This window comes from Nostocoides jenkinsii Ben 74, from assembly GCF_001046875.1.
Lineage (GTDB): Bacteria > Actinomycetota > Actinomycetes > Actinomycetales > Dermatophilaceae > Nostocoides_A > Nostocoides_A jenkinsii.
The window spans coordinates 2,745,215-2,765,870 of the sequence record NZ_HF571038.1 but is presented as its reverse complement, the minus strand read 5'-3'; the positions used below and the strand labels follow the sequence as shown (position 1 = coordinate 2,765,870).

Here is a 20,656-nt window from a genome sequence, read left to right as displayed (position 1 = left end):
GGGCGGCGGAGGCGGATGTCGACCCACTCGCTGCGCTCGCCCGGCTCGGGCTCGCGTCGGCGGGGCGCCGGGGTGCTCACCGCGATCTCGCTCTGGATTGCCCGCACGCGGGCGGCGAAACTCTCGGTGGAGAAGTGCTCCTCGATGTAGCGGTGGGCCCGCTCGACCTGCGCCCGATAGGCGACCGGGTCGGCGACCAGCTGCGCGAGGAGGGCGGGGACGGCGGCGGGCTCGGCATACAGGCAAGAATCACCGAAGGTGGCACGGTGCTTCGGGGCGGCGATGCACACGGCGCCCGAGGTGGCCGACTCCAGGAGGGCGCGTCCGAACGCCTCGAAGGCGTTGGGGTTGTCCATATAGACGACGAAATCGAGCCCGGCGAGGAACTCGCGGACGTCAATTTCCTTGTGCTCGTAGAGCGTCCAGTTCGCTGGCACCGGCGCTTGCGCCTGGGCGAGCAGCGCCGGGACGGTTTGGGCGGCGCCGAGCATGCGCACGTCATACGTGTCGGGGAGGCCGTATGCCGCGAGGAGGTCGCCGGGGTCGTCGGGGAACTTGATCCGGTCGTCGCGGGAGAAGCGGCCCACGATCGGGCGGGCGGCGACGGGCCGGTCGGGACGGACATACCAGGCGTCGATGTCGATAAGGCCGGGGTTGTCCCAGGCGGTGATGGACGCCCACGGGAGCTCGCGCTCGAGAATCGCGCGGATGGTCGGGCCCTGCGGAATCCACATCGGCTCGGTGCCGAAGAGGGCGCGCGCGTTGGTGGTGACATCGGCCGGCACGTAGCGCGGGTCCGATCCGTCGGGCTCGCGCGGCGCCTGGTTGGCCATGATGAACAGCCGCTTCGGGGTGAACGCGTGGGGCACGTCGGGCGGGAACTGCAGGATCGGGGGGTAGCGAACCTGCAGGATGTCGACGTCGAGGTCGTCGTCGGGGAAAACCCGTTCGACCTGGCCGGTCGCGATGACCTCCTGCAGCGGTTCGCACAGCGGCTGGTCGACATTGGTAGCGAAGCGCAGGGCCTCCAGGTGCATGACCCCGACGCGCATCCCGGCCGCCGTGCAGGCCGCGATCTCTTGCATCATCGAGACCTGCGGGCCGCCGTAGCGGCGCCAGTCCCCGGCGAGCACAATGTCGAACCGCGCGGGCGCGGCCAGGCGCGAGTCGACCGGGCGAGTCCACCGCGCCGGCGCCGGGAACGGCCGCGGGTCTTCGGGGTCGAGGAAGGGGTCCGCCCCGGCGAGATTGATGGCCGTATGCCAGCGCGAGTACGCCTGCTTGTAAGCGGGGCGGACCTCGTGGCGCCACCCGGCGGAGAACTCGTCCGCCGACAGCGACTGCGGGTCGCTGTGCAGGATGGTCAGGATGTCGCGCGGGATGTCATAGACCGGCTGCCCGAAAGCGGACTCGATCCGTCGGGCGTACTCGGTGTCCGCGGCCTTGCGGACGGTGTCGAAGAAGCCGATCCGCCCGGTCACCGCCGGGGCCCGGAAGAGCAGCGTCGACGCGGCCGGGAACGGCCCGGCGTAGCCCGGTCGCGTGATCCGCAGATCCTCATCGGCGCGCACCCCCATCGAGCGCGTCGCCATCAGGCCGGGCTCGGCCAGGAGGGGCTGCAAGCCGAGTTCGAGGCGCTGCGGGTGCGCCCAGTCGTCGGAGTCCAGGCAGGTGATGAAGTCGCCCCGGGATTGCCGTATGGCCGTGTTCCGGCACCGATACGTGCCGCCGTTGACCGCCTTGCGGATGACCCGGATGCGCGGGTCGAGGGCCTGCGCTTCATCGAGAATCGCGGCTGCCCCGGGGTCGGGGGAGGCGTCGTCGACGATCAGGAGTTCCCAGTCCTGCCATGACTGCTCGACCATCGAGCGGGCTGCGGTCAACAGCCGACGGTCGGGGTTGTAGGCACTGGTAATGACCGTGACGAGGGGTCCGTGGAGCGGGGCGAGGGGCCCGGCGCCGGTCAGGCGGTCGAACGCGGGGAGGCGGCCGCTCGGGTCCGGGTGTAGTGCGACCCCGATGGTGTCCGGGCTCGGCGTCATCGCCGCGGACAGCGCGGCGAGCCAGACCGCCGGGGAGGTGGTCGGATCGGCGCCGCCGGCCCGAGCGAGCGGGTGGCCGCCGGGGTGGGCGAGGTCGGCCCGCAGGAAGTCCGCGACGCTCGGGGTGACCTTGGCGGCGAGGGCGGCGCGGGCCTCGTCGAGGCGGCCCGCGGCATACAAAAGTTGGGGATAGAGATCGAGATGGCGCCGCTTGAGCCGGCCCAGACTGCCCGCCTTGTCGAGGAGGCGATAGAGGCCGAGGGCCGCGGCACCCTGGTCCGGCCCGCCCGGGAGCAGGGCGGTGACCTGGGCGAACGCCGCCACGAGATCGGGATGAAAGCCCGCAATGCTCGCGGGGTCGAGGCTGGTGCCGGAGGCGCCGAGGCCGATGGCGTCGAGATCGGTGGCGAGCGCGCGCCCATTGGTCGCGGCGACGGCAAGGACGTCCCGACCGCTGGGGATGCGGGCGCGCAGGAGCGTCTGCGGTATGCCGCGATCCTTCGTCGCCAGACCTTCGGCCAGGCGGTCGATGACCGCGCGACGCTGGGCCGCCAGGGTCGCCGGGTCGGGAAGGGTGGCCGGGTCGGGGAGGGTCACGATCAGCCGGCGGCCGGCGACTCGGGGAGCACGATGCTGGCCGTGGCGTGCGGCACGGCGTCGAGGATGTCCACCTCGCCGAGCCCGGCGGCTTCCAGGCGCTCGCGATCGCGGCTGTCGGGGTCGATCACGCGCACGGGAACCCCGGCGTCGGCCGCGCGCCGCGCGGCTGCCAGGGTCTCGTCGGTGACCTCGTGAAGGACCAGGCTGGCCCCGGCGGGTAGGGTCGACCACGCGTCGGGGGTGGCGGGACCGGGTCCCGCACCGGCCGCATCGAGCTTGGCCGCCGCGCGCTCCAGGGTGGTCTGAGCACGGTCGAGGCGCCCCACATACTGCGCCTGGAGCAGCCGCAGCGCGCCGGTGAGGTCCTTCTCGGTGGCCGGGGCGCTGACGACGCCGGAGGTGAGCAGGGGAGCACTCGCGCCGCCGGTGCGCACGCTGCGATCCCAGGCAGTGCGATGCGAGCGAACGAGGGTGTTGGTGTTGAGCGCGATCACCCCGAGCAAGCCCAGCATCGCCGCGATCGCCAGGACCACGAGCCACCACCAGTGCGCCAACGCGCCGATGAAGGCGAGCAGGCCGAGGCCCCCGAGCCCTCCGAGTCCGGCGAGCACACGCTTGGAGGTCATGGAGGCCTTTCCCTTGGGGTGACGGCGCGGCGCGGGCGGGCGCGGCCCTGCATTACGCTCGGCGATTATTCCACGCGAGGGGAGAAGCAGTTCGATGCGGACGCGGGTGCCCGTCGTCGATGTCGCCGTCTCCCGCCTCGCCGCGCGGGAGTTGCCGGTCGGAGGGATCCACGGATTGGCCCGGGCCGCGCTGCGGACGGGTGCCCCGGCCCTGCTCGACGTCCTCGCCCTCCGGGCCAGCAATGGGTATGCCGATTCGGCCGCCCTCGCCGCCGTGCTCGACTCCTCGGGGCGCTGGCCGGACGAGTGCCTGCGCCGTCCGCAGGACGCGCTGGCGCTCGCGACGATCTGGGCGGTAGGAGACGAGGCGGTGCGGGCCCAGGGGAGGGCGCGCGCGGCATACGCCGATGTCTTGGAGCGGGTGGGGGCAGCGGCCTTCGCCGACGCGGAGTCGGCGGCATTCCTGTTCGGGCAGTTGACCTTTTTCGCGGGGGACCGGGCGGGGTTGGTGCGGCTGCTCGACGTGTTGCCGTTGTCGGAGGCGGAGCGGGCGGACTTCCGGCTCGACCTGGCGAACCCGTTCGTGGCGGGCGGGCCGAGCGGGGCGGACGCGCGCGCGCAGTGGCTGGGGTTGTTCAACGAGCGGTTCGCGAGCGCCGGGCTCGCGCCGATTGCCGTGGATGCGGCGGCGGAGCACCCGTTCGACGGGCTGACCGCGGCGCCCGGACCATCGGTGGATGGGCCGCTGGTGACGATCATCGTGCCCTGTTTCCGGCCGGATGCGGGGCTGGTCAACTCGATCACGTCGATGGGCTCGCAGTCCTATGGCAACCTCCAGATCCTGCTCGTGGACGATGCGTCGGGGCCGGGATTCGGGCCGATCTTCGAGGAGGCGGCCGCGGTGGACTCGCGTGTCGAGGTGGTGCGGATGCCGGCGAATGGCGGGAGCTACCTCGGGCGCAATGAGGCGATCACGCGCTCGCGCGGGCGGTTCATCACCACGCAAGACGCCGACGACTGGAGCCACCCGGAGCGAATCGCCGAGCAGGTCCGGCTGTTGCAGGAGCAGCCGCTGGCGCCGGCGAGCCGGAGCGATGCGATCCGGGCGCTGGACAACCTGAGCGTCTCATGGCTGGGCTACCCGTCGCGGCGCCGGAATGCGTCGTCGTTCATGGTGCGCCGCTCGACGATCGAGACGGTCGGGATGTTCGACACGGTCCGCAAAGGGGCCGACTCGGAGTATCACGAGCGCGTCGAGCGCCGTCTCGGGCCGACGGTGGACACCTCCACGCCGCTGGCGATCACCCGATTGCGGGGAGGATCGTTGTCGCGCAGCGACTTCCGGATGTTGTGGATGACTCCGGACCGGGCGCTCTATCGGGCGTCGTTCCGGGCGTGGCACGACGCGATCACCCCCGCGACTCCGCCGCTGCGCGGGGCCGAGCAGTTGCGGCGGCGGGCGTTCCCGGCGTCGTGGTCGTTCCGGCGCGACCTCCCCGGGGGCACGCCCCCTCCCTCCTCGTATGACGTGGCCTTCCTCCTGGACCTGACCGTCCCCTCGGCGTGGACCCAGGAGCCGACCCGGGCGTTGATGATGGATCGGTCCCGGACGACGGCGCTGATCTTTGCGGAGGACCCGACCTTGGGGCGGCCCCGGCGGCCCGAGACGCTGCCGAAGGCGATGAGCCCGGTGCTGTCGGGGCGAGTCGACCTGATTAGCGCGTCGGACACGCCGACGGCGGAACTGCTGGTCGTCGTCACGCCGGGGTTATTGGAGATGCCGAGCCTGGACCGGCCCGCGGTCCGGGCGCGGCGGATCGCGGCGCTGTTGCCGAACCCCCAGGACGGGGTGGCGCTCGATCTGTTGGCGATGCGGGAGGGGGCGCGCGAGCTGTTCGGCCGGGACGTCGAGTTGGTGGCGCCGACCGCAGAGGACGCCGCGGAGTGGAGCCTGGACCTCGGCGTCGCGGTGGCCGATCTGGAATCGCTGCTCGCCCAGGTGACCGCTGGCGAGGGTAAGGGGGCCGCGGGCGAGGGTGAGCGGGCCGCTGGCGGCGGTTCGGGCGAGGCTGCTGGCGGGGGTCCGGGCGAGGCTGCAGGGCGCGAGGGGAAGGTGAGGGCATGACCTCGACACCGGTGACGCGGCCACGGGAGGTGGTGATCCTGGCCGAGGACGCGGGGGGCGCGGCATACGTCGGGTATGTGTGGTCGCTCGCCACCGCGGGCCAGGACGTGCGCGCCACGCTCGCCCACACGGCCAAGCGGGCGCTACGCGGGTTGCCACCAAATGTGAAGCAAGTGCACCTCGGGGCGGGCGCCGCCGGAGCCGATCTGGCGCCGGCGCGGCGTCTGGTCGCGGCGTTGGAGTCGAACCCGGCGCTCGCCAAGGCGTTCGCGGCGGCGGACGAGATCGTCGTGCCGGACGGGCGGGCCCGGGCGGTGGAGAAGCTCGCCAAGAAGCCCAATCTGGTTGTGCGGGACTGGCATCGGTTCCTGGCCGATCTGGCGGACCAGCGCCGCCGCGATCTCCTGCGCGCGCACGTGGGCGGGGCGAAGGGGCGGGCCGGCCTGGCCGAACTCCTCGACGAAGCGTTGAGTGCGCCCTATCGCTCGCCGGAGACGACCGAGGCGATTGGCCGGGCGGCGACGGACTTGCTCGGGTCCTCCGGCTACCGCGAACTCGGCGACCTGGCGCCCGCGTTGGCGACGCTCAGTCCCGCCGAGCGCGCGGCGAATGGCATCGCTGCGCTGCTGCGCATCGCCGAGTTGAGCCTTGGTTCAGGGTCGAAGCCGGGGGATGCCGACGCGGCGCGGGAGGCCTTCGATGCCGCGATGGAGCGGACCGAGCGCGGCGACCTCAGCGGGGCCGTGCGGTTGGTTACGCTCGGCCTGCGGCTGGTATTCCACAGCGAACTTCATGCCGACGGCCAGCGCTCGCGGATAGTCGACGACCCGGATGCCGTGCTGACCCCGTGGCGGGAATCGCGATTCGGGAGGTATGCCGCGGAGCTCGCCGCGGCCCGACCCGCGCCGTCCGCTACCCCCCCTGACGTGCCCGCTCACGTGCCTACTGATGTGCCCGCCGAACTACCCGCTGAGCCGAAGATCGTGGTCCTCGCGGGGGCGTACGGCTCGTTCTATCAACCGGTCCTCGACGTGCTCCGTGCCGCGGGGCACGATCCCGAACTCGTGCCGAGCGACGACCTCGGGCCGATGCTCGCGCGGCGTGACCCGACCGAGCAGATCGTCGGTGAATGGCTGCGTCTTGCCGACCCGGCCCGCTGGGGCGACTTGCCGGCCGACCGCGGTGCGGCCCGGCAACTCGACGTCCTGAGCGCGCGGCTCGCGGGGGCGGACGTGGTTTTTGCTGATTGGTGCGACCCCGGGTCGGTGTTTGCGTCCTACCTGGCGCCGCCGGCCGCCCGGCTCGTTGTCCGGATGCACCGGGTCGACGCCACTAAGGCGTGGGCCCAGATGGTGCGCTGGCCACGTGTAGCCGAGGTGCTGCTGGTCAGTCGGCACGTCGAGGCCTTCGTCGCGCCGCAACTCGCGGCGATCGGCTCGGACGGGGAGCGGGAGCCGTTGCCGACGAGGCTCACCGTCGTCAACAACATCATCTACGTCGAGCGCTATCGCAAGACCAAGACGACGGGTTCGCACCGGCGGATCGCCATGGTCGGCTGGGGGCGGCGGGTGAAGGACCCGATCTTCGCCGTCGAGATCCTGCGGGAGTTGTTGGCGGACGACCCGAGCTGGCGGCTGCACCTCATCGGCCGCGACTTCGCCGACTCAGCGCTGGTGCCCGTCGCCGACTACCTCGCGCGGTTCCGCGAACTCACCGCCAAGCCGGTGCTGCGCGACGCGATCGTCTATGTCGGCTTCACCCGCCGACTCGAAGAAGCGTTGAGCGAGTGCGGTTTTGCCCTTTCTACGAGCGTGGTGGAGGGCTGGCCCGTCGGTGTCGTCGAGGCGGCCGTCTCGGGGTGCGTCCCGGTCATCCGCGACTGGCCGCAGGTGGCCGCCCGCGACGGCGCCCGCACGATCTACGCCGACACCCCCGACTGGGTGGTGTCGAGCCCGCGGGAGGCCGCCGACCGCATTCGGGCGTATGCCGATCCCGTCGCCTGGGCCATGGAGTCCCGCCGCAGCAGGGCCGCCGCGGACGCGCTGAGCGCGGCGGGGGCCACGAGCCAGGAGTACCTCGACGCGATCCTCGGCGCGAGGCCCTAAACCCCCCGACTGTCGAACTTGAGCACGCCTTACGAACTTGAGCACGCCCTCCAGGGCGTGCTCAAGTTCGTAAGGCGTGCTCAAGTTCGAACGGTAAGGCGGGCGAGGAGGGCTCGGGCGGCGCTGACGTGCTCGGTGGGGAGGTGGTGGGCGACGGCGGCGCGGGTCAGCGGCGAATCCTGCGGCGCCAGCAGAATGACCGGCACACCGCTCGCCGCGGCATCCGCCAGCTCCGGCGGAGGCACGGGGTCGAACGCCCGGCCAGCGGGCACGGGCCAGTCGACCACCAGCGCCAGGTCCGCACAGGGCGCCGGCACCCCGGCCGGAGCCAGGACGGGTACGGCCTCCTCCAGCGCCTGCAATCTCACCAGCGCCGTTGCGGCGGCGGGGTCGTCGGTCGCGATCGTCAGACCCACCCGTGCCCGCTCGGCCGCGTCGAGCAACGCATACGCCCGCAACACCGGGTCGAGCAACGGGAGGCGAGGGGAATCGGCATACGCCGTGATGCCCGTGCGGCCGGGGACCGTCGCCCGCTCCCACGTCCGGCCGGGTCGTGCCCAGACCTCGATGCGGTTCTCGATCCCGGCAACGGTGCGCCATTGCGGTGAGGCGCAGAGGATTTCGGCGAGTTCCTCACTCGCGACGACGATCCGGTCGCTGCCGCCCGCAATGAGCGCCAGCATCGCGGGCGCGAGATCGCCGTCCCTCGGGAAGGGGACGTGCCAGCACTCGGCGAGCCCGCGGCATACGCCCGCGAGGGAATCGTCGGCCTCGGCGACGTCGTTGATCCGCGCCCCGCCCGCGTCATGCGTCGGTAAGCGGCCGAGATGGGCGGTCCACGACGGGACGAGGCCGCGGGCGCGCGCGAGGGCCAGCACGAGATGGTCTCCAAGCCCCTCGGGGCCGGAGTAGCCGACGTCCCAGGCGCCGCCCGCCGCCCGCCAGGAGGTGAGGGCGGTGAAGGCGGACTCGGCATTCGTGGCGAGGTCCGCCCACGTCTGCGGCGGCTCGGCTGAGTCGATCGAGGTCGTATGCCGCACCCGCGCGTCCACCTCCGGCCGCACCACGGATCGTGCCTGGCTACCGAGGTCGGCGCGGATCACGTCGACACTGTCGGCGCCCGAGGCAACCAGCCAGGCGGACGCGGTGGTGGCGGCCTCGGCATACCAAGGACTGAAGATCCGAGATGAGGCGAGGACCCGGGTCATGCGCGCGCGACCATCACGGTCAGGAAGGCGAGGCGGAAGCCGAGGCAGAGGGCTCGGGCGGGGCGGTGGCCGGGGTGCAGTTGGGGGCCGGCTTGAGGGAGACGAAGGCGGTGCCGATCACGAAGTCGATCGAGGTGTCCTTGCGCTTGTCCTGCTTGCGCTTGGCGCCCTCGGCCTGGTTGGTGACGGCGATGGCTTCCTTCTTGCCGTTGATGCCGAAGCGGACCTCGGCGGCGCCGGAGATCTTGGCGTTCAGCGGGTCGTTGGCCACCTTGCCGACGACAAAGCCGCGGGCCTTGAACGCCTTGGCGACTTCGCCGGCCAGACCCGCCCGGTTGGTGGCATTGAAGACGTTGACGGTGACCGTATAGGGCGGCGCCGCATTGGACTTCGGGTTGACCGGGCACGGGGTCGCCGAGGCTTTGGGCTTGCCGTGATCTGTGCGCATATAGGTGTAGGCACGATGAAAGGCGAGCGCCAAGAAGCCGATCACGACCGCGAAGACGATCGCGGTGCGGATGGCCTGGTTACGCCGGCGGTCGTTGTTGTTGACCACGATGGGAGTGCCCATCTCGCTACCTGCTCCCTTCGCGTCATTGCCCCGGTTGTTCGCGGGATAGTCAAGCATGCGGGGCCCGATTCGGCGCGGAGGGATACATTGACGCCGTGAGCGAGACTCCTGCAACGATCCCTGCCGCCGACCCGTCCGAGCCGGCTGCGCAGGCCGCCTCCCCCTCTGACGCCGCAGCGGCGGCAACGGTTGCCGAGGCCGTTGACGCGCCGGCGCAGGGCGCTGACACGAATGCCCTCGCCCGCCAGATCCGGGATGGCTATGCGTTCAGGGGGCCGGCGATCGAGTTCGGTGCCGCGGTCGTTGACGATGTCGTGTATCCGGATGCGCCGGTGCGGATTCCGTTGGGGGTTATGAACCGCCACGGGCTCGTGGCGGGGGCGACCGGGACGGGCAAGACGAAGACCTTGCAACTGATGGCCGAGCAACTGTCGGGCAATGGCGTGCCGGTGTTCCTGGCCGATATCAAGGGCGACCTGTCTGGTCTGGCGACGGCGGGGGCCTCGAACGCGAGGATCGAGGAGCGGTCGACGTCGATCGGGCAGGCGTGGGTCGGCACGGCATACCCGACCGAGTTTTTGTCGCTCGGCGGCAAGGGGAGCGGCACCCCGATTCGCGCCACCATCACCGCCTTCGGGCCGACCCTGCTGGCAAAGGTGTTGGGGCTGAACGAGACTCAGGAATCGAGTCTTGGGCTGGTCTTCCACTATGCCGACAAGAACGGGCTGGCGCTGCTGGACCTGAAGGACCTGCGCGCGGTCATTTCGTTCCTGAACTCCGATGAGGGCAAGTCCGAGCTGAAGGATCTCGGCGGCCTGTCGAAGGCGACCGCAGGGGTGATCCTGCGCGAGTTGATCGCCTTCGAGGACCAGGGCGCCGACATCTTCTTCGGCGAGCCAGAGTTCGACACGCGTGACCTGCTGCGGACGGCGCCGGACGGCAAGGGGCTGATCACGTGTCTTGAACTGCCCGCCGTGCAGGACCGGCCGGCGTTGTTTTCCACCTTCTTGATGTGGTTGTTGGCGGACCTGTTCCACGACCTGCCCGAGGTGGGGGATCTCGACAAGCCGAAGCTGGTGTTCTTCTTCGATGAGGCGCACCTGCTGTTCAACGACGCGTCGAAGGCGTTCCAGGACGCGATCGAGCAGACCGTCCGGCTGATCCGCTCGAAGGGGGTCGGCGTCTTCTTCGTCACCCAGTCGCCGAAAGATGTGCCGACCGATGTGCTCGCGCAGCTCGGCAACCGGGTGCAGCACGCCTTGCGGGCCTTCACCCCGGACGACGCGAAGGCGTTGCGGGCCGCGGTCTCGACCTATCCCCATACGGACTATGACTTGGGGAAGTTGCTCACCCAACTCGGGACGGGCCAGGCGGTGATCACGGTGTTGTCGGAGAAGGGCGCGCCGACCCCGGTCGCGTGGACGATGATGCGGGCGCCGCAATCGCTGATGGCCCCGTCCGACCCGGCCATGGTCACCCAACTGATCGCCGCCTCGCCCCTGTCGACGAAGTATGCCGCGGTCGCCGACCGCGACTCGGCCTACGAGATCTTGCAGCGGCGGTTGCAGGCGGCTCCGCCCGCGCCGGGCTCTGCTGGTGAGGGTGCCGCTGGCGGGGTCGGGGCGGGTGGGCCGCAGGACGCGCCGGGCCGCCAGATCCCGGTGCCCCAGGCCCCCGCGCCGGCTCCCTCCAAGCAGCCCCGCGCTCGGGCCGAGAAGGAGGACCCCGGCCTGGTGCAGTCCGTCGTGAAGTCGAGCGCGTTCAAGTCGATGCTCCGCTCCGCCGGCACGGTCATCGGCCGCGAGATCACTCGCTCGATCTTCGGCACCGCGCGCCGCTCCCGCTGACCCCGCCCCCGCCCCCCGGCCCCCGGCGTGTGCCCCCTGCGGTTTTCCCGCCCAATCCCAGAAACCGGCGCTTCGGGAGGGTTTCTGACAGCCAGAAACCCTCCCGAAGCGCCGGAAACTGGGATTGGGCGGGAATCCGGCAAGGGGGGCCGGGGGCTAGTGCACCGTGTGCTTCAGGGTGTCGGCCAGGGCGTCGAGGACGGAGGCGTCCTCGATGGTGCCCGGGATGGTCGGGGTCTTGCCGTCGGCGATCTCGCGCATCGTCTTGCGCAGGATCTTCCCCGAGCGCGTCTTCGGCAGGGCCGGCACGATGTCGACCTGCCGCAGTGACGCCACGGCGCCCACCTCGTCGCGGACCCGCTTGACCAGCTCGGCGACGATGCGGTCACCGTCGGTGGACGCGTCATACCCGCCCTTGAGCACGACCAGCCCACGCGGGATCTGGCCCTTGAAGTCGTCGGCGACCCCGATCACGGCGCATTCGGCGACGGCCGGGTGCCCGGACAGCGCCGCCTCGATCGACCCGGTCGACAACCGGTGCCCGGCGACGTTGAGCACATCGTCGGTGCGGCCCATCACGAAGAGGTAGCCGTCCTCGTCCATCAACCCGCCGTCCCCGGTCAGGTAGTAGCCGTCATAGACCGACAGATATCCCGAGACATAGCGCTCGTCGTCCTGCCACAGCGTCGGCAAGGTCCCCGGCGGCAGCGGCAGCTTGATGGCGATCGCGCCCTCGTTGCCGCGGTCGCACTGGTTGCCGACCTCGTCGAGGACCTGCACGTCATACCCCGGCACGCGCACGGACGGCGAGCCCGCCTTGATCGGCATCGGGTCGAGGCCGCGCAAATTCGCCGCGATCGGCCATCCCGTCTCGGTCTGCCACCAGTTGTCGACGATGGCGCAGTGCAGGAGGTTGTCGGCCCAGTGGTAGGTGTCGGGGTCGAGCCGCTCCCCGGCCAGGAAGACATTGCGCAGCGTGCTCAGGTCAAAGGCCGCCTTCTTCTCGCCGTTCGGGTCCTCCCGTTTGATGGCCCGGTATGCCGTGGGCGCGGTGAACATCGCCACCGCGCCGTAGTCGCTGATCACCCGCCAGAAGGCGCTCGCGTCGGGGGTGCCGACCGGCTTTCCTTCGTAGACGACCGTGGTCGCCCCCGTCAGCAGCGGCGCGTACACGATGTAGGAGTGGCCCACGACCCACCCGACGTCGGAGGCGGTGAACCAGGTCTCGCCCGGCTTCACGTCATAGATGTTCTCCATCGACCAGCGCAGCGCCACCGCGTGCCCGCCGTTGTCGCGCACGATCCCCTTCGGCCGCCCGGTGGTCCCGGAGGTGTAGAGGATGTAGAGCGGGTCCGTCGCCTCAACCGCGACGCAATCCGCCGGCTCGGCTTCGATCACCTTGTCCCACAACACATCCCGCTCGCCGAGCGGAGCCTCGACCTGGGGGCGCTGCAGCATCACGACGTGCTCGGGCTGGTGGCTCGACCGGTCGATCGCCGCATCCAGCATCGGCTTGTAGGCGATCGTGCGCGTCGGCTCGATGCCGCAACTGGCCGACACGATGACCTTCGGCGCGGCATCCTCGATCCGCGCCGACAACTCCGCCGGCGCGAACCCGCCGAAAACCACTGAGTGAATCGCCCCGAGCCGCGCACACGCGAGCATGGCCACGACAGCCTCCGGCACCATCGGCATGTAGATCAGCACCCGGTCGCCCTTGACCACCCCGAGGTCGCGCAGGCCCCCGGCGAAGCGGCTGACCTGGTCGAGCAGCGCGGCATACGTGATGCTGGTTTTGGTGTCGGTTACGGGCGAGTCGTGATGGATCGCCACCTGCTCCCCGCGCCCGTCGCGCACGTGCCGATCGAGCGCGTTGAAACAGGTGTTCATCTGTCCGCCGGTGAACCACCGATAGAACGGCGGGTTGCTGTCGTCCAGCACCGTCGTCGGCGGGGTGATCCACTCGATCGCCTCCGCGGCCTTGCCCCAGAACGCGTTCGGGTCACTGATGCTCTGCTCGTATGCCGCTGCGTAAGCTCCGTTGCTCATGTCGCCATCGTGGCGCGCGGCCGGGCGGCGCGCTACCAAGGGGAGAGTGACCTAGGCCAGCGGTGCCTCCCTCGCGCCGAGCGGCCGGATTAGGGTGCGACGAGAGGTGATTTCGGTGGGCAGGGAGCGCGTTGGCGTGATCGGCGGCGGGATCGTTGGCCTCGCCGTCGCCCGCGAGGTGACCCGGCGGCTGCCCGCCGCCGAGGTCGTTGTCTTCGAGAAGGAGGCCCGTCTCGCCGCGCACCAGAGCGGCCACAACTCCGGGGTGGTGCACGCCGGCATCTACTACCCACCGGGGTCGGTGAAGGCGCAGTTGTGCACCCGGGGCCGCGGGCTGCTCGAGGACTACCTCGCCGAGCACGCCCTCCCGTATGCGCAGTGCGGCAAGCTCGTCGTCGCCCTCACCGCCGCGGAACTGCCCCGCTTCGAGGAACTTGCCCGTCGGGCGACGGCCAATGGCGTCCCCGGGTTGCGGCGCGTCGAGGGCGCCGGGATCACCGACATCGAGCCGTATGCCGCGGGCCTCGCCGCCCTGCATTCCCCCGCCACCGGCATCACGGACTACGCCGCGGTCGCCGAATCCCTTGCCGCGCAGGTCATCTCGACCGGAGGATCGATCCGGCTCGGGTCACCGGTGGTCGCGATCCGGCGGGTCGTCGGCGGGATCGAGGTCGCCACGCCGCACGCGCGATCTCGCCTCGACCGCCTCGTGCTGTGCGCCGGGCTCCACGCCGACCGCGTCGCGCGCCTCGCGGGCGGGTCTCCGGAGCCGCGCATCGTCCCCTTCCGCGGGGAGTACCTCCGCGTTCACCCGGACAAGCAGGATCTCGTCCGCAGCATGGTCTATCCGGTGCCGGACCCGCGCTACCCCTTCCTCGGCGTGCACTTCACCCGGCGCGTCGACGGCTCGCTCGACGTCGGCCCAAATGCGGTGCTCGCCTTGGCGCGCGAGGGCTACGGCTGGGGCGCCGTGAGCCTCCGGGACCTCGGCGCGTATGCCGCCTTCCCCGGCTTCCGACGGATGGCGCGCCGACACTGGCGCACGGCGGTCGGTGAGCTGTGGGGGAGCGCGTCGCGCGCGGCATACATGGAAAAGGCGAGCCGGTATGTCCCGGCGATCACCGCGGCCGATGTGGCGCGCGGAGTCGCCGGGGTGCGCGCCCAGGCGCTGGATCGCGACGGCAGCCTCGTGGACGACTTTCGGATCGAGTCGCAGGACGGCATCACCGCGGTCCGCAACGCCCCCTCGCCGGCGGCGACGTCGAGCCTGGCCATCGCCGAGGTCATCGTGGACCGGGTGCTCGCCGAGCGTTAAGGGACGAGCGTTAAGGGATGCGCTCAGGCAGGCCGAGGATGACGAAAGCCCCCGGACCGCGGTCCGAGGGCTCCCGAGTCCTGTGGCCAGGACGGTGGCGGAGGATGGGGGATTTGAACCCCCGAGGGTTTTATCCCAACACGATTTCCAATCGTGCGCACTAGGCCACTATGCGAATCCTCCGCCGGAGAGGTTACCCGAGCCGGGGCCCGCCCCGAAATCGGCGGCTTTCACGCCGCGGTGCGAAACTCCTGGACGGGGTCCCCGCGAGGTATCGGAGCTGGGTCCCACGCTCTGCGTGGCGGCGAGCGGAGAACTTCGTGGGGTGTCCCAGTGGGTGCCCAGGGTGGCGGGGAATACTCGGGCGGTGCGCACCCGTCGCCTGCCTGCCGGCCTGATCCTGGCGTATGCCGTGCCCCGGCCCTGCTGGTCATCGGCCTCGGCGCGGCCGTCACCCCGGGCGACGACCGCATCCCCGGCTGGGTGGTCGCGGGCTTGATGCTGGTCATGCTCGCCTTGGCCATCTGGATGTTCCGGCGCGGCCGCCGGCACCTCCCGAGTTGGCAGACGCTCGGCTCGTTCCCGCTGCTCCTGGTGGCTGCCGGGCTGTTGGACGCGGACGAGCGCTTCTTCCCGGTGCCGCTCGCGCTGGCCGCCCTGCTCGCCCGGAGCGTATGGCGAGCGCCCCCGCTTGCACCCCCCGAGCCGTGCGGGGTCCAAGACCCGCGCGAGGTCCAAGACGACGCCGCGTCGATGCCCACTCCTCACCCCGTCTCGCCGTGGGCGAGCCCGCCGAGCAACCGGCCCCCGCAGGACCAGCCGTCGACCTCGCGGGTCACGATCGCCGGCGTCGGCACGGTCGCCTTCCTCGGGATCGTGTCGCTCGGGCTGCTCATCCTCGGCGGTTGGGTCGTATATGCCGCGGTGACCGGCCGGCATCTGGAGCCCGCGACCACGCCCGTCCGGGTGATCGGCGGCGTGATCGGCGTTGTCCTGGCCCTCGCCGGACTGGCCGGGGCCACCACGACCGTCGAACTCCTGATCTCGCGCGGGCAGAGCCTGGTTATCGACGCCGACGGCATCCGCCGGAAGCGGCTCCAGGGCTGGTCGCTGGACTGGTCGCAAATCGAGGCGGTCTCGCTGACAGTGGGGGAGAGCATCGTGGTGCGCGGCCCGGGCGGGGCGAAGGTGCCCGCGCCGGTGATGTGGTTCCGGCTGGTGCCGGGCACGGCGGCACCAGGGCTGCGCGCGGACGCGAGCCGCGCGGCATACACCCATCGGGACGGACTGCCGGTCGCGGGGCCACTGCACACCAATCTCATTCAGGAGGTCGACGCGGCCCTACGGGCGCACTCGGGCGGGCGCTATCGCGGCATCGAGGCCGAGTGAGGTCACCTATACTTAAGCCCGGCACCCCGCGTGGTGGTACCTCACCGAACTCCCCCAGGGCAGGAATGCAGCAAGGGTAGGCGAGCTCTTCCAGGTACGCGGGGTGTCTTTAGTTTTCGGAATTGGGCTCAGCCGGCCAGGTGGTTGACGAGGGCCCAGCCGGGGTCGGCGGTGACGACGACCTGCGTCCCCGGCCACGCGGCGGCCACCTCGGCGACGCGCGCGGCGATGGCGGGGTCGGGCGCGGCATACGCATGGACGAGGCGCACCCCGTCGTGGCTCTGGTGGGCCACGATCCGCCCCTCCGCGCCGAGGGAGGCGGCGAGCTGCTCCTCACGCTCGCGCAGGAGAGCGAGACCGGCGGGGGTGGGGAGGCCATCGGGGCCCTGCTCCGCATACGGAATCGTGATCGCCAGATGGATGTCGAACCCGGGAAAGGTGATCTGCCGCAACGGAACTTGAGCCAGCGCGAGAACGGGCCTGCCGGTGGGGCCGGAGCCCTGCAACGCCATCCAGGCGGGGTTGCCCTCGTCGTCGCGGTGCTCGGCGACAAAATCGCGCACGACCGAGCCGAGGAAGCGCAACGGGAAGGCGTCGAGCGGCGGCTCGCCGGGCCACGTGACCGCGCCGATCCAGGTCTCGGTCAGTTCCTCGCCCAGGAAAGAGTCCAGCGCGAGGTAGGCGAGGCCGGCGGCGTCGTCCTCGGCGATGTCGAGGAAGACGGGGTGATGCACGGCCACGTCGATGCTGGTCGACCCGCGGTGCGCTGCGGCGACAAAATCAGCGAAGGCGACTCGGTGCCCGCCGAACTCGATGACCTCCGCGCCCGGGTCGGGCAGGGGCTGGCGCAGGTCGGCGAAACCCCAGGTCACGTCGGGTTCGGGGGCGGCGTCCAGCCAGGCTCGCGCCACGGCGCGCAGCCCGGGGTCGCCCGCCGCGGTGACCACGAGAAGGTGGGCCGTCTGGGCGCCGGGGCTGAACTCCCACTGCAGGTCGGGATGGATCGCCGCGACGTGTGTCGTGAGGGGATCGAGTTCGGTCGTCGTGCCGGAGGCGGCTCGACTGGCGAGGGCGGCACCCTCGCGCTCCCACCACTGCCAAAACTCGCGTATGCCGCGCCCCGCCCCCGCGGGCTCGCTCGGCTCGTGTTCGGTGGACAACGGCCGTTATGCCCGGGCGGGCTCGTCGCAGCCGCAGCCGCAGCCGCAGCCGCAGCCGCAGCCCCCGCCGCCGCACGAGCCGTCGGTAGAGCACATCTGGCCATCGAGGGTGTCGTCGACCTCGTCACCGCAGCCCCCGCCACAACATCCGCCGCCGCAGCCACCACCGGCGGCCATCTCGGGCCTGGTGCCTTGCTCGTCCCAGGCCTGGCGGATCGCGGCGAGCATGAGTTCAACGGGCTGGGCGCCGGTCACGGCGTACTTCTGGTCGAGGACGAAGGTCGGAACTCCGGTGATGCCGATCTGGGTCGCGAGCGCCTCGTCGGTGCGGACCTCGATGCCGAAGTCGTCGGAGGCGAGCACGTCGGCGACCGCGGCCTCGTCCAGCCCGGCGTCAACGGCGAGGCGCTGGAGGACGGCGGGGTCGCCGATGGCCTGGCCCTCGGAGTACCACGCGCGCATGATCCGGTCGGTGACCTCGGACTCGCGCCCCACGGAGCGGGCGAAGTGGAGAAGCCGATGCGCGGCATACGAATTGGAGCCGACGAGACGCTCCCACTGGAAGTCGAGGCCGACCGCCGCGGCCGCCGCCGCCATTTCTTCGTGCTGGGCACGCATCTGCTCGATCGGCGCGCCATACTTCGCGGCGACCTTCTCCAGCACCGAGCCGGACTGGACGGCCTCGGCGTTGCGGTCGAGTTCGAAGCTGTGCCAGATCACGCCGACCTCGTCGCGGTGCTCGAACTGCGCCAGGGCGAGTTCGAGGTGGCGGCGCCCCAAGTGGCAGAACGGACACACGATGTCGGACCACACGTCGATACGCATGACCCCTGACTACGTCACGAAGGGGGTGTGAGGCAAGTCCGGGGGCTGTCGGTCGGGCGGTCTAAGGTTCCGAAGGTGAGCACCGCCTTGTATCGCCGCTACCGGCCCGACACGTTTGCCGACGTGATCGGGCAGGAGCACGTGACCGAGCCGCTGATGCGCGCGCTCGACAGCGGGCGGATCAACCACGCCTATCTGTTCTCCGGGCCCCGCGGCTGTGGCAAGACGACCAGCGCCCGGATCCTGGCGCGCTGCCTCAACTGTGAGCGTGGACCGACCGGGTCACCGTGCGGCGTGTGCGATTCGTGTGTCGCGCTCGCGCGCGGGGGGTCTGGCTCGATCGACGTGATCGAGATCGACGCGGCGAGTCATGGTGGCGTCGACGACGCTCGGGAGTTGCGCGAGCGGGCCGCCTTTGCGCCCGCCGAGAGCCGGTTCAAGGTCTACATCATCGACGAGGCCCACATGGTCACGACGCAGGGCTTCAACGCCCTGCTGAAGATCGTCGAGGAGCCGCCGGAGCATGTGAAGTTCATCTTCGCCACGACCGAGCCCGAGAAGGTCATCGGCACGATCCGCTCGCGGACGCACCACTACCCCTTCCGTCTCGTGCCCCCGGCCCGGCTGCACGACTACCTGGAGCATCTGGCTCGCGCCGAGGGTGTGTCCGTCGAGCCGGGTGTGCTGTCGTTCGTGGTCCGCGCCGGTGGTGGGTCGGTGCGTGACTCGCTGTCGGTGCTCGATCAGCTGATCGCCGGTTCCGATGCGCGGGGGCTGACCTACGACGGCGCAGCGGCCCTGTTGGGGTTCACCGACGGGGAGTTGCTCGATGCGACGATCACGGCGTTCGGGGCGGGCGACGCGGCGGAGGTGTTCCGGCGGATCGACCAGGTCATCGAGACGGGCCTGGACCCGCGGCGCTTCGTTGAGGATCTGTTGGAGCGGTTCCGCGACCTGATCGTGCTCTCGGCGCTGCCCGACGCTGGGGCGAGCGTGCTGCGGGTTCTTCCCGCCGACCAGATCGACCGTATGCGGGTGCAGGCCGCCGCCTTCGGCGCCGGCGCCTTGTCGCGGGCCGCCGACGTCGTCAATGCGGGCTTGACGGAGATGACGGGCGCCACGGCTCCTCGGCTGCAGTTGGAACTGATCGCGGCTCGCGTCCTGCTTCCCGGGGCCGCCGGAGAGCGGGGGTATGCCGCGCGCCTCGACCGCCTCGAACGTCGCCTCGACGTGGGTGGCGTGCCCACCGGCGCCGTCCCGGCGACACCGGCAGGGTCGCCAGCGGTGTCGGGGCGAAGGTTTGACGTTTCGGCACCTCCGCGCGACGAACCGTCTGACCTACCGGCGGGTAAGAGCCGGTCTCCGATGGCAGCGCCAGCTCCGACGCCGCCTGGAGGTGCTGCGTCGGTGCCCGAGTCGGGTTCCGCGCCGGCTTCGGCGACGCCGGTGGCCAATGCGGCGGGCTCGCCGGTGGCGCCGGCACCGGGCACTGCATCGGGCCATGCACAGGGACTGGCTACTCAGCCCGGACCCGCGGAGCGCTCGACATCGCCAACTGCGCCGGACCCCACAGCAGCGCCGAGACCCGAGGACCGCTCGACAGCGGCACCGGTACCTGGATCGGGACCGGCACCAGACTCGACAACAACAACGCCGGGACCCTTCGGCGGCGAGCGTGATCGCTCGCGGCCGCTCTTCCAGCCGGCAACAGCACCCGACCCAGCCGACGAAGTGTCGGCGATGGCGTCGCCGTCGGGCGGCGGACCCGCCGGACTCGACCTCGCCGCGGTGCGCCGCGCCTGGCCCGACGTGCTGGCCAAGATCTTTACGCTGCGGCGGACCACATGGACGTTCTTGTCGGACCACGCCCAAGTGGTCGACTACGACGGCCGCCGGCTCGTCCTCGGCATCTCGACCGTAGGCCTGGCCAATGCCTTCCGTGCCGGTGTGCACGCCGACATCGTTCGGCAGGCCCTCGTCGACGTGCTCGGTCTGGACGTCCGCGTCGAGGGCGTGGTCGCCGGCGAACCAGGCTCCGGGCCGTCAGCGTCGACTCCCCCCGGTGGCGGATCGCCCGGCCCCGGTCCAGGCGGTAGCCCAAGCGGTAGCAGCGCCGCTTCGGGCGGGGGACCCAGCGGTCGTGGCCCGTCCAGTCGCTCAGGATCCGATAGCAGCGGGGGGCCCGCCAGCAATGCCGGACCCGGTAGCAGCGCCGGACCCGCCAGCAATGCCGGACGTTCCGCGGGCTTGAGCAGTTCCGCCGACTCGTCCGGTTCCGTCGACTTGAGCCGTTCCGCCGAGTCACACAGTTCCGCGGGCTTGAGCAGTTCCGCCGACACGGGTCCGGATCCCCACCGCGCCGACCGCGCCGGAGGTGCCGACCGCGCCGGAGGGGCTGGAGGTGCTGGGCTGGCCGATCTTGCCGGCCGGGCCGCGGCGACGCGGGGGCCGAGCTGGGACGACTCCGGCAGTTCGTGGGGGAGCGCCCCCGTCTCCGCGCCGCCGTCCTGGGCTTCCCCGGGTGACGATGAAGTTGGGCCGGGCGTCGGCAGTGGCGGCGCCTCAGGGGCCGTCTCGAACGACGCGAAGGCCCGCTCCGACCCAGCGGGCTCGGGGGCAGCCACACGCTCCGAAGCGGGCTACCCGGGACGTCAGGGAGGGCCGAGCGGGGCGGATGGCGACGCGCACGGCCATACCTCCCCGATCGAGACCTCCCCGCGGGAGCGACGCTCACCCGACATTGACCCGTGGAGTGACCCGCCGCCCACGACCCACCCCGCCGCCCCCGGCGGGG

General features: G+C 71.3%; 13 protein-coding genes, 1 tRNA gene and 1 other RNA gene. 7 read left to right on the top strand and 8 right to left on the bottom strand.

Going from position 1 to position 20,656, the window contains the following annotated elements; translation table 11 throughout:
- A partial coding sequence (locus BN13_RS13215) for a glycosyltransferase (protein ID WP_048547585.1) occupies positions 1-2,639 on the bottom strand: 2,639 nt, incomplete at its 3' end.
- 2 nt (positions 2,640-2,641) lie between these two features.
- The gene (locus BN13_RS13210; RefSeq protein WP_048547583.1) at positions 2,642-3,268 is read right to left on the bottom strand and encodes a hypothetical protein; all 627 of its coding nucleotides are present in this window, start codon (positions 3,266-3,268) and stop codon (positions 2,642-2,644) included.
- Positions 3,269-3,362: 94 nt separating this feature from the next.
- Between BN13_RS13210 and BN13_RS13205 the strand changes: the two genes are divergently transcribed.
- On the top strand, positions 3,363-5,393 hold the full coding sequence (locus tag BN13_RS13205; RefSeq protein WP_157038589.1) for a glycosyltransferase family 2 protein: 2,031 nt from the start codon (positions 3,363-3,365) through the stop codon (positions 5,391-5,393).
- On the top strand, positions 5,390-7,498 hold the full coding sequence (locus tag BN13_RS13200) for a glycosyltransferase (protein ID WP_048547579.1): 2,109 nt from the start codon (positions 5,390-5,392) through the stop codon (positions 7,496-7,498). Before BN13_RS13205 ends, BN13_RS13200 begins: the two co-directional genes overlap by 4 nt.
- Positions 7,499-7,578: 80 nt before the next feature.
- On the opposite strand, the gene BN13_RS13195 is transcribed toward BN13_RS13200, so the two are convergent.
- Entirely contained in the window at positions 7,579-8,706 is a 1,128-nt protein-coding gene (locus BN13_RS13195) for a hypothetical protein (protein ID WP_048547576.1), read from the bottom strand.
- Positions 8,707-8,725: 19 nt separating this feature from the next.
- Complete coding sequence (locus tag BN13_RS13190; protein ID WP_048547574.1) at positions 8,726-9,334, bottom strand: LytR C-terminal domain-containing protein; 609 nt, start codon at positions 9,332-9,334, stop codon at positions 8,726-8,728.
- Between the two features lie 191 nt (positions 9,335-9,525).
- On the opposite strand from BN13_RS13190, the gene BN13_RS13185 reads away from it, so the two are divergent.
- Entirely contained in the window at positions 9,526-11,124 is a 1,599-nt protein-coding gene (locus tag BN13_RS13185; RefSeq protein ID WP_048549159.1) for a helicase HerA-like domain-containing protein, read from the top strand.
- 156 nt (positions 11,125-11,280) lie between these two features.
- Here BN13_RS13185 and BN13_RS13180 read toward each other — a convergent pair whose 3' ends face one another.
- Complete coding sequence (locus BN13_RS13180; RefSeq protein WP_048547572.1) at positions 11,281-13,173, bottom strand: propionyl-CoA synthetase; 1,893 nt, start codon at positions 13,171-13,173, stop codon at positions 11,281-11,283.
- Between the two features lie 115 nt (positions 13,174-13,288).
- Here BN13_RS13180 and lhgO point away from each other — a divergent pair, with 115 nt between their 5' ends.
- Positions 13,289-14,488, top strand: a complete 1,200-nt coding sequence (gene lhgO, locus BN13_RS13175; RefSeq protein ID WP_048547570.1) for an L-2-hydroxyglutarate oxidase — start codon at positions 13,289-13,291, stop codon at positions 14,486-14,488.
- Positions 14,489-14,583: 95 nt separating this feature from the next.
- Here the strand turns inward: lhgO and BN13_RS13170 are convergent.
- Positions 14,584-14,671: transfer RNA gene (locus BN13_RS13170), tRNA-Ser, on the bottom strand.
- Between the two features lie 150 nt (positions 14,672-14,821).
- Here BN13_RS13170 and BN13_RS13165 point away from each other — a divergent pair.
- On the top strand, positions 14,822-15,877 hold the full coding sequence (locus tag BN13_RS13165; protein ID WP_048547567.1) for a hypothetical protein: 1,056 nt from the start codon (positions 14,822-14,824) through the stop codon (positions 15,875-15,877).
- Between the two features lie 17 nt (positions 15,878-15,894).
- Positions 15,895-15,991: signal recognition particle sRNA small type (gene ffs, locus BN13_RS18785), an RNA gene on the top strand.
- Positions 15,992-16,005: 14 nt separating this feature from the next.
- Here ffs and BN13_RS13160 read toward each other — a convergent pair.
- Entirely contained in the window at positions 16,006-17,037 is a 1,032-nt protein-coding gene (locus BN13_RS13160) for a DUF695 domain-containing protein (protein ID WP_048547564.1), read from the bottom strand.
- A 6-nt stretch (positions 17,038-17,043) separates the two neighbouring features.
- A complete protein-coding gene (locus BN13_RS13155; protein WP_084733752.1) occupies positions 17,044-17,862 on the bottom strand; it encodes a DsbA family oxidoreductase in 819 nt (272 codons plus the stop codon).
- A 75-nt stretch (positions 17,863-17,937) separates the two neighbouring features.
- On the opposite strand from BN13_RS13155, the gene BN13_RS13150 reads away from it, so the two are divergent.
- A partial coding sequence (locus BN13_RS13150; protein ID WP_084733751.1) for a DNA polymerase III subunit gamma and tau occupies positions 17,938-20,656 on the top strand: 2,719 nt, incomplete at its 3' end.